This is a genomic window from Kitasatospora sp. NPDC048715 (genome assembly GCF_043198905.1).
Classification (GTDB): Bacteria; Actinomycetota; Actinomycetes; order Streptomycetales; family Streptomycetaceae; genus Kitasatospora; species Kitasatospora lactacystinica.
This window is the reverse complement of the sequence record NZ_JBICVH010000003.1, coordinates 175418-187883: the sequence shown is the minus strand read 5'-3', so window position 1 is coordinate 187883 and position 12466 is coordinate 175418. Positions and strand designations below refer to the sequence as shown.

The 12466-nt window shown below is 74.3% G+C and carries 9 protein-coding genes; 4 read left to right on the top strand and 5 right to left on the bottom strand.

Annotated features, from left to right (window positions below; genetic code table 11):
* Positions 1 to 967: 967 nt before the first annotated feature.
* Positions 968 to 1369, bottom strand: coding sequence for a YccF domain-containing protein (locus ACGFSC_RS07550; RefSeq protein ID WP_359905513.1), 402 nt, complete (start codon positions 1367 to 1369; stop codon positions 968 to 970).
* Between the two features lie 702 nt (positions 1370 to 2071).
* Between ACGFSC_RS07550 and ACGFSC_RS07545 the strand changes: the two genes are divergently transcribed.
* The gene (locus tag ACGFSC_RS07545) at positions 2072 to 4759 is read left to right on the top strand and encodes a LuxR family transcriptional regulator (RefSeq protein WP_359905516.1); all 2688 of its coding nucleotides are present in this window, start codon (positions 2072 to 2074) and stop codon (positions 4757 to 4759) included.
* Between the two features lie 133 nt (positions 4760 to 4892).
* On the opposite strand, the gene ACGFSC_RS07540 is transcribed toward ACGFSC_RS07545, so the two are convergent.
* The 4 genes from ACGFSC_RS07540 to ACGFSC_RS07525 form a co-directional block, all read right to left on the bottom strand.
* Positions 4893 to 5831 (bottom strand): aegerolysin family protein, encoded by a 939-nt coding sequence (locus ACGFSC_RS07540; RefSeq protein WP_359905519.1) that lies wholly within the window; start codon positions 5829 to 5831, stop codon positions 4893 to 4895.
* A 101-nt stretch (positions 5832 to 5932) separates the two neighbouring features.
* Complete coding sequence (locus ACGFSC_RS07535; protein WP_359905522.1) at positions 5933 to 6241, bottom strand: hypothetical protein; 309 nt, start codon at positions 6239 to 6241, stop codon at positions 5933 to 5935.
* 245 nt (positions 6242 to 6486) lie between these two features.
* Positions 6487 to 7446 (bottom strand): aldo/keto reductase, encoded by a 960-nt coding sequence (locus tag ACGFSC_RS07530; protein WP_359905525.1) that lies wholly within the window; start codon positions 7444 to 7446, stop codon positions 6487 to 6489.
* Between the two features lie 162 nt (positions 7447 to 7608).
* On the bottom strand, positions 7609 to 8682 hold the full coding sequence (locus ACGFSC_RS07525; RefSeq protein ID WP_359905528.1) for a YncE family protein: 1074 nt from the start codon (positions 8680 to 8682) through the stop codon (positions 7609 to 7611).
* A 144-nt stretch (positions 8683 to 8826) separates the two neighbouring features.
* Here ACGFSC_RS07525 and ACGFSC_RS07520 point away from each other — a divergent pair, with 144 nt between their 5' ends.
* From ACGFSC_RS07520 to ACGFSC_RS07510, 3 genes are all read left to right on the top strand, one after another.
* On the top strand, positions 8827 to 9735 hold the full coding sequence (locus ACGFSC_RS07520) for a LysR family transcriptional regulator (RefSeq protein ID WP_359905530.1): 909 nt from the start codon (positions 8827 to 8829) through the stop codon (positions 9733 to 9735).
* A 114-nt stretch (positions 9736 to 9849) separates the two neighbouring features.
* A complete protein-coding gene (locus ACGFSC_RS07515; protein ID WP_359905537.1) occupies positions 9850 to 10308 on the top strand; it encodes a hypothetical protein in 459 nt (152 codons plus the stop codon).
* Between the two features lie 148 nt (positions 10309 to 10456).
* Positions 10457 to 12145 (top strand): multicopper oxidase family protein, encoded by a 1689-nt coding sequence (locus tag ACGFSC_RS07510; protein ID WP_359905539.1) that lies wholly within the window; start codon positions 10457 to 10459, stop codon positions 12143 to 12145.
* Positions 12146 to 12466: the final 321 nt, after the last annotated feature.

Here is a 12466-nt window from a genome sequence, read left to right as displayed (position 1 = left end):
GATGGCTGGTCTGACCGCCGCGCTCGCGCATGTGGGTTGCGACGTTCGGCTGCCGGCCCTGCCCCTGTGAGAGCTCGAGTGCAGTGGCCTACAGCCGGACAGGCCCGGGCCGCCGGTGGCACCGGCGGAACCAGCAAGGGGCGACTGCCTCACCACCCGGCGGGGGCACGTCAGCAGCCCGCCCACCAGCGGAACTCCACCCTTTTCTGTGCCATATGCCCCGTGGCGCGCCTTCCACCGCACCGAGCTCCCCGTATGCCTGAACACCAACTCACCGCCGTACCCCGCGACTTCCCCTGCGAACACACCCCAGCAAGAGTCGCCCCCTCGTGCTCCTCTCCCACGACGACGGCCCGACTCGCTCCAGGCCGTCCTCACCTGCCGAGACCCCGAACTCGACCACCGCGCGCCTGAACTGCTGCGCCCGACCCTGTGCGGGCCGGCCGACGTCCGGGTCACGGAATCCGTGGAGGGTGGTGCGGGCAGCTCCCGGACGCCCCGGCGCCCTCACTTCGGCAGGCCGCCGCCCACGCGCGTTCCGGCACCTGGCCCACCGCCGCCGGAACGCCCCATAGCCTTGCCCGGAGGATCCGTGCACGAGGACCTTGACCAGGACGACGACAGCGACAGCCGGGGCAGCGGTATCAGCAGCGACCCCAGGCGGGACGTCCTGCCGGCCATCGCGCTGTAGGCCCGCAACGCCTCGCAACTGCGGGTCGATGTTCCGCGTCGACGGCGTGGCGCAAGCTGCCCGTGCGGCCAGTTCGACGATCAGGCTGGCGACGAAGCCGGGTGCTCGATCGCCAGCCACCATCTGGCGAAGACGAACCAGATGACGTCGGGATCGCGTTCGGATGCTCAGCATGGTGCACTTTCGCCGCTCCGCTTCCGGCTGACGCTGTCCTGAGCAGCGAAGCATTGACGGCCGGAGGGCATCATGCCTTCCGGCCGTCGGCGGGTGTGGCGGTTACCGCGCGCCCCACTCCTGGTCGGTCGGCACGATCTCGCGGCCGAGCGGCATCAGCGAGATCGGGATCATCTTGAGGTTGGCCCAGCCGAAGGGGATGCCGATGATCGACAGGAACAGCGGGATGCTGGTGATCAGGTGCCCGATCGCCAGCCACCACCCGGCGAAGACCAGCCAGATGACGTTCCCCACGCAGGACGCCGGCCCGGCGTCCGGCCGTTCCACCGCGGTGCGCCCGAACGGCCACAGGATGAAGCCGGCGATCCGGAAGGACGCGATGCCGAACGGGATCGTGACGATGAGTACGCAGCAGATGATTCCGGCGAGCGTGTAGGCAAGCGCCATCCAAATGCCGCAGAAAATCAACCAGATGACATTGAGGATGAACCTTATTGCGCTCATGCTTGGTACCTTCTCACGACCGATGGCGTTGCCCTACGACCGTGCCATGCCCGCCGGTGGGCGTGTCTACGCCCTTAGGGGTTGTTCCTCAGGGTCCGGTCCGGGACGCAGTCTCGGGCAGGGGTCCGGGTGGCGTCAACTCCCCGTGGGGATTTGCCGGGTGCGTCGCGACGGACTGTCGGATATCGCCTTTCCCTTTGTGCTGCTGCCCGGTGCCGGGGTGGTGGTGACGAGCGGCTCGTCGTGGGCGAACCGGTGAACTCCCGGTTCACCCGGCTCTGCCGGGCCGGCGGTCGAAAGGCGGGCCGGGGGAATCGGTCCGTATCGGCGCGAACCGGTGGGCGCGCGGTGGCAGGCGGGAGCGGGTGGCGGTCCGCCGCCTCGGCCGCTGCCTGCGCGGGGCTGGTCCCGGATGCGGCCGGACGGGTTCGGGGTCGGTGCGCTCCGTTGTCGCGGGCGGAAAGTTCGTGCGTGAAACGTGATAAAAGCGGCTGGATCAAGCTCTGCCACAATCGTGATCGCGCCGTTTTCCGCGCGGTGAGTCGGTTCGTGTCGCTACTGGGTGAGGATCGGACCGGGAAGGGAAACGCCACGGTATTACCGCGGAAATGCGGATCCGGTGGCCGCGGGCGGCGATGCCCGGGCGGGGGAGGCGGGCCCGGGCCGGCGCCGCGGGTGGACAGGACGAAGGGACGGGATCGGATGCTCCTGGAGCGCGACGAGGTTCTTGGCATGGCTGCGACAGCAGCGGCGGCCGTACGGACGGGCAGCGGGCGCTCGGTCCTGCTCTCGGCGCCGGTGGCCGGCCGGGGGCGGACCGCTGCGTTGGAGGCGATCGTCCGGCAGCAGGCCGGCGGCGACGCCATGCGCGTCGGACGGGCGCGCGGCGTACCGGAGGAGACGGCGTTCCCGTTCGGGCTGGTCCGGCAGCTCTTCGCGGACGACGAGGCCGTTCCCTTCTCGGCGCCGGGCGGACCGGACGAACAGCGGCTGTTCCACCGGCTGGTGACGCGCCTGGCCCGGTCGGCCGCCGAGCGGCCGGCGCTGCTCGCGGTGGACGACCTCCACCACGCCGACGAGCCGTCCCGCCGCTGGATCGGCTACCTCGCCCGCCGCATCGCCGACATCCCCGTGCTGCTGGTGGCCACCGAGTGCGCCGACCGGTCCGGTCCGGCCGCCTTCCCGCCCGCCACGGGGGCGTCCGTCGCCCTGCACCCGCTCAGCGTGTCGGCGGTCATCCGCATCGCCCGAGCCGCGGGCCTCGACCAGAAGGCCGCCGCGACCTGCGTCGAGGCGGGTGCCGGCAACCCGGCCCTGGTGCGGGCGCTGATCGCCGACCTCGGTGACGGGCCGCTCCCTCGCCCGTCGTCCGCCCGGTCGCACAGCCGCTACCGCGACACGATCGCCGACTGGCTGCGGAGGGCGGACCCCTGCCTGCGCCACGCCTGCCTCGCCCTCGTCGTCGCGGTCGAGGAGGGGATGCCGGCCGGCCCCGGCCTCCTCCGCCGGCTCTCCGGCCTCTGCACGCCCCGGCGTCCCCCGGGCGAGCGGTCGGTGCGCCGCCTGAGCAGGCTGCTGAGCCATCCCCTCGCGAGGGAGGCCGTGCTCGCCGCCGCCGAACCGGAGGAGGTCGCCGAGCTGCACACGCGCATGGCGGAACTGCTCGACGAGAGCGGTGCGCCGGCGACGGCCGTGGCCTCCCGGCTCCTGCGGGTGGACCGGCCGAGCGAGGTGTGGATGGCCCGTTCGCTGGCCGACGCCGCCGAGGAGGCGATGCGCGCCGGCCAGGTCGCGGAGTCCGCCGCGTATCTGCGCCACGCGCTGAGCGGCCCGCTCGATCCGGACCGGCGTGCCGCCCTCTGCCTGCGCCTCGGCGCCCTGGAGCTTCCGAACAACGCGACCGCCGGCATCCGCAGGCTCCACACCGGGCTGGAACTGCACACCGATCTGCGGGAACGGGCGACCGCGGCGACCGCCCTGAGTGCCGCCCTCGTCGCGGGCCGGGATCCCGACACCGCGCTGCGGGTCCTTCACCAGGTGAGCCGTGCCGCCGACGACGACGAGCTCGTCCAGGTGCTGCAGGCCCTCGGCGCGCTCGTCTCCTCCCACGACGGCGACGCCTGGCGCGGCGCCGTCGCGGGCCTGCGCGCGCTGGCCCCGACGGTACCCCCGGCCATCGAGCCGCTGGTGTGCGGACTGATCACCGAGTACGAAGCCGGGGCCGGCCTCCGCTCGGCGGCCGAGGTGCTCGCCCGGGTCCGGCCGCGCCTGGCGGTGCCGGTGGACCCGCGGCTGCGGACCGCCTGGCTCGGCAGCGCGGCCACCCTGCTGCAGTGGGCGGACCGCCTGGAGGAGGCGCGTGAGCTGACCGGCCTGTGCCTGCCCGTCCCGCCCGTCCCCCCGGACCTGACGGACGTGGGTCTGCAGTGTCTGCTCAGCGTCCGGGCCGAGGCGGCGCTCTGGGCGGGGGAGTTCGACCGCGTCATCGCGGAGAACGCCGCCCTGGTGGCGGCGACCGCGGGGCAGGGCGTGCGACTGCCGCATCTGGCGGCCATGGTGGCGACGGCCCTGTGCGAGACGGGCCGGCGCGCCGGGGCGTGGGACGCCGTGGCCCTCGCCGGCCCGTCCGGCAGCGACAAGTCCTGGGAGTGGAACGAACTCGGCTACACCCGCGCCCTGCTGCACGCGGCGGACGGCGACTGGCAGGCCGCCCTCGACGACTACCTGCGCTGCGGAGCCGGCCAGAGCGCCCGTGACTTCGTCAGTCCGGTCGCCACGCCGTGGCGTTCCGGGGCGGCGCTCGCCCTGGTGCGGCTCGGGCGGCGGGAGGAGGCGCGCGAACTCGCCGAGGAGGAGCTGCGCCACGCCCGGACCTGGGGCACCGCGCGCACCGTCGGCCGGGCGCTGCGGGCGTACGCCGCGACCGTGGGCGGCAGGCTGGCCCTGTGTTCGCTGACCGAGGGCGCCGAACTGCTCAGGCCGGGTTCCGCTCCCGTGGAACTCGTGGAGGTGCTGGTCGATCTCGGCCGGGCCCACCTCGAAGCGGGCAACGGCCGCAAGGGGCGCGACACGCTGCGCGAGGCGCACGCCGTGGCCCGGCGACTGGCCGCACCCGTTCCGGAGGCCGGGGGGCCGGCCGTCGTCGGCCGTCTCCTCGGCCTGACGCAGGAGGCGTTGCGCGAGGGCGGGGTGCGGAACAGGGACGGCGGACACGCCCTGACCCCCGCCGAACGGCGCGTGGCCGAACTGGCGGCGGCGGGGCACACCAACGCCCAGATCTCCTCCGCGCTCTGCCTCACCCGCCGCACCGTGGAGACGCACCTCACCAACGCCTACCGGAAGCTGCGGATCGCCCGGCGCACCCAGCTGGTGGCGGTGTTGGAGCGGTAGCGACCGAGCGACCGGGGGCGGGTCCGGGGCGGGGCGGGGCCGGACCCGCGGCGGGCCGGGGATCGCGCCGCCCCCGCCCGGGGTGCGGATGCACCCGGCCCGGACGGGGGCGGCGCCGGTTCATGCGGCGCGATCAGGACTTCGAGAGGGTGAAGGAGACCGCGGCGTTGTCACCGCCGCCCCCCTGCCAGGTGCACTTGTACCCGGCCGGGGCCTCGCAGCTGTAGCTGTTGCTGCCGGTGTAGGGGTTGTTCCAGTGCACCTTCACCTTGTTCTGCTCCCCGAGCACGTCGAAGGTGACGTCGCCCTCCGTGCCGGTCATGAAGCCGTCCGACTCGCTCGCCCACTTCGCGGTGATGCCGGACTGGACCATGGACGGGGGCATCCCGCCGTCCGACCAGATCCCCCACTGCAGGCTCGCGCCGGAGCGGGTGAGCAGCTTGCCGGAGTTGTTGGTCAGGTTGACGGACGTGCTCCGGGCGGCGGAGAGGAGGCTGGGCGACTCCGCGGCGGCCGGGGACGCGGCGGCCAGGGACGCGCGCCCGATGCTGAACGTCACCGAGGTGTTGTCCCCGCTGCCACCGCTCCGGGAGCAGGTGTACCCGTACGGGACGGAGCAGCTGTAGTCGTTGCTGCCCCAGTAGGGGTTGTTCCAGTGCAGCTTGACCTCGCCGCCGTCGGCGAGCGTGTAGGTGATGTTCCCCTCGGTCCCGGTCGCGAAGCCGCAGGACTCGCTCTGCCAGCTGGCCGACTTGGTGTTGGGGACGTAGTCGGACGGCAGCATGTCGTTCGTCCAGCAGCCGTGGTCGAGCTTCTCCCACGTCTTGGTCAGGCCGGACCCGCTGTTGTTGGAGAGGGTGACCTTCGTTGAACGGTCCGCGGTGATCCGCGGCACGCTCGCCGACTCGCTCTCGGCGGCCGGGCGCTGCGCCGCGGACGCCTGCGGCCCGGTCTGTCCGGCCGCGGCCTGGGCGGACGGGGCGAGGGCGACCGCTCCGGCCGCCATCAGCAGGGCGGTGAGGGCGCCGGCGGCCGTGCGGCCCAGACCGGTGATGGACGTCGTACGCTGCATGGGTCTACCAACTCTCTTCGAGGCCGGGCGAGCGGACGTGTCTCACGCTCGCCTTGTTTCCATCCGGAGGGCGTCACGGCTCGATGCCGGCGCCGGGGGACTCACTGGATGTAGAGGTCCCACCGGTACGCGCCGTCGACCACGACCTGCTCGATCTTGTCCTTGATGGCGCTTCCGAGGCCGTAGAGCACCCAGTAGGCCGCCTGCGCCGCGACGAAGGAGTCGTACCGGCCGGCGTAGCGCCAGATCTCGATCGCCTGCGTCGAGGCGCCTTCCTGGACGGCGGGCGTCGCGGCGGCGTGCGCCGGGGCGGGGGAGGCCGCGGCGGCGTAGGCCTGGGCGGTGCCGCCGACGAGAACCGCGGCGGCGAGAGCGGCGCAGAGCGAAGCCGCGCGAATTCGCCTGTTCATGACAAGTCCCTCCTGGTGTTCCACGTGAACGGCCGGTCACCCGTGGCGGATCGGTCCCGCCCCGGCCCGGCCGTGGGGTGCGGTGGTGGTCACAGACTGGCACGCGACCGCCACGCTCGGGCATCGTGGAAAACCGCGAACTTGGCACGGAGCGCGCCACGCCCACGGGTGCGGACGGGGCGCGGGTCGGTCGGCGCGGGCCGGGGCCTGTCCCGCACGACAGGCCCCGACGGCGGGGCGGAGGGTCAGGCCGCGGTGTCCAGCCGCCGGCGCTGCTCCTCGTCGAGGACGAGGTCCAACGCGGCCAGGCTCTCGTCCAGTTGGGCGACGGAGCCGACGCCGAGCACCGGCACGGTCGGCACGGGGTGGCCGATCAGCCAGGCGAGCACCACCTGGTTGACGGTGGCGCCGGTCTCCTCGGCCACCTCCGCCAGCGCGGCCAGCTGCGCCCGCGCCGCCGGCCACCCGTACTGCTCGGGCAGTGGCCGGTCGGGGCGGCAGTACGAGCCGCCGAGCAGCGGGGAGTAGGCGAGCAGCGTCAGCGCCGGCCGGGCCGCGAGGTGGGAGAGCAGGGCCTCGTCGGCGTGCCGCTGGATGCCGAAGTCCGCGCCGGGGCGCGGCCGCAGATAGCTGTGGCGCTGCTGGACGCACCGGTAGCCGGGCCAACCCCGTTCGGCGGCGAGGTCGTTGGCGGCGGCCAGGTCGGCGGCGCGGTGGTTGCTGCAGCCCAGGGCGGCGACCTTGCCGTCGGCGACCAGCCCGGCGAAGGCGCCCATGGTCTCTTCGAGCGGCGTCGCCGGGTCGGTCACGTGCGCGTAGTACAGGTCCAGCCGGTCGGTGCCGAGGCGGCGCAGGCTGCCCTCCGCGGCCTCGCGCAGCGCGCGGGCGGACAGGCCCTCGACGTGTTCGGGGAAGGGCAGCCCGGGCACCGGGCGGGCGCCGGCCTTGGTGGCGAGCACCAGGTCGTCGCGGTTGCCGCTGCGGGCCAGCCAGCGGCCGAGAAGTTCCTCGCTCTCGTAGCCGTTCGCGCCGGGCGCCCAGAAGGCGTAGTTGTTCGAGGTGTCGATGAACGTTCCGCCGGCTTCGGTGAACCGGTCGAGGATCGCCGTCGCGGTCCGTTCGTCGACGGTCGTGCCGAAGGTCATCGTGCCGAGACAGAGCGCACTGGCGGACCGTCCGTCAGGTCCGAGGCTGCGAAAGCGCATCGGTCTTCCCTCCAGGGGTGTCGTCCAAGGGGTCGCCGGTGGTGAACCGGTCACCGGAATCATGACGCGGCGCGGCCGCCGGGCGGCCGCCGGTCCACCTCGACCGGACGGCGGCTGCCCGGCGGCCGCATCCCGGCGGTCACCTCCCGGCCGCTCGGAGGCTCACTCGGCGCGGGGGAGGTAGGCCAGGCCGTGGGCGCCCGGGTCGGCGAGCTTGGGGACGGTCAGGCGGGAGACGGGGGTGAGAGTGGCCAGGTCGATGACGTCGACGGTGGAGGAGACGACGCCGGCGACGTAGGCGAGGCCGCCGTCCGGGGAGGAGGTGATGGTGAGGGGGAAGAGGCCCACCTCGACGGAGCCGAGGCGGCGGTGGTCGTCGGCGGCGAACACGGTGAGGCGGCCCGGGAGTTGGCGCCCCAGAGCGGAGCCGGGGGCGGGGGCCGACCGGACTTCGCCGGCCAGGAGCAGGCCGGTCGAGGTGAGGTGGACCGGCAGGGCCGGGAAGTCCGTCGGGAGGACGTCCGTGACGGTCGCGGTCGGGACGTCGATGACGCGGATGCCCGGCGCCGCGGCGGGGGCGGCGGAGGTTGAGAAGTACGGGCCGGCGGCGTAGACCCGGGTGCCGTCGGGGGAGACGGCCAGGCCCTCGCTGCCGGGAACCTCCACCTTGGCGGTCAGCGTGCCCCGTTCGAGGTCCACCACCGAGACGAAGGGTGCCTCCTTGTTGGTGGCGAAGCCGGTCCGGCCGTCCGGGGAGACGGCGAACCAGTGCGGGCCGGGGGCGTCGGTGTCGATCCGGCCGAGCGGGCGCCGGGTCGCGGTGTCGATGACCACGACGCCGCCGGGGCGGTCCTCGCCGCCCTCCACGCTGACGTAGAGGCGGCCCCGGGCGGTGTCCAGTGCCAGCCCGTGCGGGCCGTGCTCGGGGGCGAGGTCGATCACCTCGACGATCCGGCGGGTGTCGGCGTCGATGACGGTCAGCTCGGTGCGGCGGCCGCTGTTGGCGTGGTAGTAGCCCGAGTGGTAAGCGCTGCTGCACCAGAGCAGCCGCTGGGTCGGGTCGAAGCACAACTCGTGCGGCTCGGCGAGGACTTGGAGGGTGTCGAGGTGCCGGTCGGTGGCGGCGTCGAAGAACGAGACGGTCGGGCCGCTCTGGCTGACGACGGCGAGGACGTCGCCGGCGCGGGCGGCACGGGCGGCACGGGAGGCGCGGGCGGTGCGGGAGGGCTGGGACACGAGGGCTCCGAGGGGCGGTCGAGGAGTGACAGGTGATCACCTGTCACCTCCACCTTCGGGGCCCGGTGCCGGTGGGAACAATGCAAGGATCGGCATCGGATAGTTGCGCGAAAAGCAAAGACACAGCTCAGGAGCGTGTGATCGATGGACCTCAACCTGCTGCGGGCCCTGGACGCCCTGCTCCAGGAGAACAGCGTGACCCGTGCGGCCGAGCGGCTCGGCACCTCGCCGGCGGCGGTCAGCCGGATGCTGGCCCGGCTGCGCCGCGCCGTCGAGGACCCGCTGCTGGTGCGCGCCGGGCAGGGACTCGTCCCGACCCCGCGGGCGCTCGAACTGCGGGAGGAGGTGGGCGCGTTGCTGCGCGGCTGCGACAGCGTGCTGCGCCCCGGCGCCGGGTTCGACCCCGTGCACCTCGACCGCACCTTCACGGTGCAGGCCGGTGAGCTGATGCTGGTGCGGACGGCCGGCGCGCTCGCCGAGCGGATGCGGGCCGAGGCGCCGCGGGTGGACGTGGTGTTCCTGCCGGAGACCCTGGAGGGCGGCCCGGCGCTGCGGCAGGGCCTGGTGGACGTCGAGCTCGGCGTGCTCGGCCACCTGGACCCCGAGGTCCGCACCCGTCGGCTGATGAGCGTCCCGCTGGTCGGTCTCGCCCGCGGCGGCCACCCGCTGTTCGACGGCCGCCGGATCACCGCCCGTCGCTTCGCCGCCGCCGACCACATCGGCGTCTCCCGGCGCGGCAAGCGCCTCGGCCCGATCGACACCGCGCTGGCCGCGCTCGGGCTGAAGCGCAGGGTGGCGGTCGTCGTGCCGAGCCACACCGGTGCGATGCTGCTGGCCCGGGACAGCGACCTGATCACCCTCGTCCCGGCGGACTGGCTGCCGGACACCATCGCCGCACTGGGCCTGCGCACCTTCCCGATCCCGCTCGAACTCGCCCCGCTGGAGCTGGGGATGGCCTGGCACCCGCGCAACGCGGCCGATCCGGGCCACCGCTGGTTCCGCGAGCACGTGGCGGCGGCGGTGCTGGGTGCGGGCCCGCACGCCACGGAGTGAACAGGAGGGCGGGCGTCGCGGCCCGGTCCGGCGCGGCCTGGCCCGGCCGACGGCGTAAGGTCGGGATACCCTGCGGGGGTACATCTGGCGGGCGTCGGGGACGGGAGGCGGAGGATGGCGCGGTCGCGGCCGTTCGGTCCGCCGGTGCCGTGGGCCCTGCGCCTGCTGCTGCTCGCCGCGCTGCTGCTCGGCGTCGTGACCATGCACACGCTCGGCCATCCGGGCGGCGGGCACGGCGGGTCCGTCGGGCACGACGGCCCGGGGATGCACGCCTCCGCGATGCACCAGTCGGGCGCCGTCCACCACAGCCCGGCCGCCGAACCCGTCCACGCCGCCGCCTCCGCCGTCGGCACCCTCGACCCCGCCGTCCCCGGCGGCATGGACCCGATGGCGGTCTGCCTCGCCGTCCTGGCCGGCTGGACCCTGGTGCTGCTCCTCACCGGCCCGCTGCTGCGCCGCAGCGGCGATGCCGCCGCCGAGGTACGGGCCCGGCTGCTGCGGGCCCTCCGCGCGCTGCCCCCGCCCGGGGGCGGGCGGATCCTCCTCACCCGGCTTTCGGTGCTGCGTCAGTAGGCGCGTGCCCGCCGTCCCGTGCCCGCGCCCGCTCGGGAGCGCCCGCGCGCACCTCCATGTGCCCGCTCGCGCCCCGCAGCGCCCGCGCACGGAACGGCCGACGCGACGCCCTGTACACACCCACCCACCGCACGAGGTGCACTCCGCCATGCGCACACCCACCCGTCGTACCGTCCTCGGCGCCGCGCTCGCCGCCGCCGGGACCGGCCTGCTCGCCGCCTGCTCCTCCGACTCCATGCAGGGCATGGACCACGCGTCCATGAACCACGGCTCCACCACCGGAGCGACCGGAGCGACCGGCCCGAGCGGCTCGGCCGGCCCGTCCGCCGCCCCGGCCGGCTACCTCGCCCCGAACGGCCCCGAGGTCGCCGCGGCCGAGGCCGCGCGCAACCCCGGCCCGGAGCGCAGGATCGCGCTCACCGCCACCGAGGCCACCCTCGACCTCGGCGGCCGCACCGTCCGCAGCTGGGCGTACGGCGACCGGCTGCCCGGCCAGGAGGTGCGCGCCACCCTCGGCGACACCCTCGCCGTCACCCTGGCCAACCACCTGCCGCAGTCCACCTCGCTGCACTGGCACGGCCTCGCGCTGCGCAACGACATGGACGGCGTGCCGGGTGTGACCCAGGCCGACATCAGGCCCGGCGGCTCGTTCGAGTACCGCTTCGCGCTCTCCCACCCGGGCACGTACTGGGTCCACCCGCACTCCGGCGTCCAGCAGGACCGCGGCCTGTACGCGCCGCTGATCGTCGAGGACCCCAGGGAGCCGCTGGCCTACGACAAGGAGTGGGTCGTCGTCCTGGACGACTGGGTGGACGGCGTCGACGGCAGCACCCCGGACGCCGTCCTCGCCGAACTCGCCAAGGGCATGGGAGGGATGGACCACTCGGGCGGCTCCGGACACGACATGACGGGTATGCCGGGAATGTCGGGGATGTCGGGCCGCGACATGCCGGGGACGCCGGGGACGCCCGGGACACCCGGGACGGGAGGCGCCCCGAGCGGCGCGGCCCCCGGCCGGATGCTGATGGGCGCCCGGAGCCCGCTGCTGGGCGGTGACGCCGGCGATGTCGCGTACCCGTTCCACCTGGTCAACGGAAGGCTCGCGACCGCGCCCGAGACCTTCGCCGCCAAACCCGGCGACCGGATCCGGATCCGGCTGATCAACGCGGGCGGCGACACCGCCTACCGGGTCGCCCTCGGCGGCCACGAGCTGACCGTCACCCACACCGACGGCTTCCCGGTCGAACCGGCCACCACCCAGGCGTTGCTGCTCGGCATGGGCGAGCGCTACGACGTGCTGGTCACCGCCGGGGACGGCGTCTTCCCGCTGACCGCGCTGGCCGAGGGCAAGAACGCCACCGCCCTGGCCGTGCTGCGCACCGGCGGCGGTGCCGCCCCCGGGGCCGCCGTCCGCCCGGCCGAGCTGGACGGCCGGCTGGTCACCGCCGGGCAGCTCAGGGCGGCCCCGGGCGTGCGGTTGCCCGCCAGGGCGCCGGACCGCACGGTGAAGCTGGAGCTCACCGGGGGGATGGCGAAGGCCGACTGGGCGTTCAACGGCCGCAGGTACGACCCGGCGCAGCGCCACCCGGTGGCGGCGGGCGAGCGGGTGCGGCTGGAGTTCCGCAACAGCACCACCATGTGGCACCCCGTCCACCTGCACGGCCACAGCTTCGCGCTGCCCGGCGACGGTCCGCGCAAGGACACCGCGGTCGTGCTGCCGGGCGCGACCCTGGCCGTCGACTTCGACGCGGACAACCCGGGGCTGTGGATGGTGCACTGCCACAACGTCTACCACGCGGAGACGGGCATGATGACCGTCCTCGGCTACCGGGCCTGACCCGGGGCTCCCCCCCCCCCCGAGGAAGGGGATGCCGGACTTGACCCCCGAAATGACCCCGAACCGGCGGAACGGTTCGGGGTCATTTCCTCCCCGGCACCCGTCCGGTCGCGCCGTGCCACCCCGTGCCACCCCGGCCACCCGCGCCGACCTGCGCCGTAATGACGTTTTCTTAACGCGGCCCGATGACGGATCCTTAACGGCCGTCGCATAGCGTTTCGCACGGCCGTCGCCCGACGGCGTTTTACGGGGTCTTTAAACAAGAGGTGCAAGGTGGTTTCGTCGGGTACGACGGGGACGGCGGAGACGGACGCGCCGTCG

Coding starts and splice junctions, on each gene's coding strand:
- ACGFSC_RS07550 (WP_359905513.1), bottom strand. CDS start 1,369: ATGAGCGCAATAAGGTTCATCCTCAATGTCATCTGGTTGATTTTCTGC.
- ACGFSC_RS07545 (WP_359905516.1), top strand. CDS start 2,072: ATGCTCCTGGAGCGCGACGAGGTTCTTGGCATGGCTGCGACAGCAGCG.
- ACGFSC_RS07540 (WP_359905519.1), bottom strand. CDS start 5,831: ATGCAGCGTACGACGTCCATCACCGGTCTGGGCCGCACGGCCGCCGGC.
- ACGFSC_RS07535 (WP_359905522.1), bottom strand. CDS start 6,241: ATGAACAGGCGAATTCGCGCGGCTTCGCTCTGCGCCGCTCTCGCCGCC.
- ACGFSC_RS07530 (WP_359905525.1), bottom strand. CDS start 7,446: ATGCGCTTTCGCAGCCTCGGACCTGACGGACGGTCCGCCAGTGCGCTC.
- ACGFSC_RS07520 (WP_359905530.1), top strand. CDS start 8,827: ATGGACCTCAACCTGCTGCGGGCCCTGGACGCCCTGCTCCAGGAGAAC.
- ACGFSC_RS07515 (WP_359905537.1), top strand. CDS start 9,850: ATGGCGCGGTCGCGGCCGTTCGGTCCGCCGGTGCCGTGGGCCCTGCGC.
- ACGFSC_RS07510 (WP_359905539.1), top strand. CDS start 10,457: ATGCGCACACCCACCCGTCGTACCGTCCTCGGCGCCGCGCTCGCCGCC.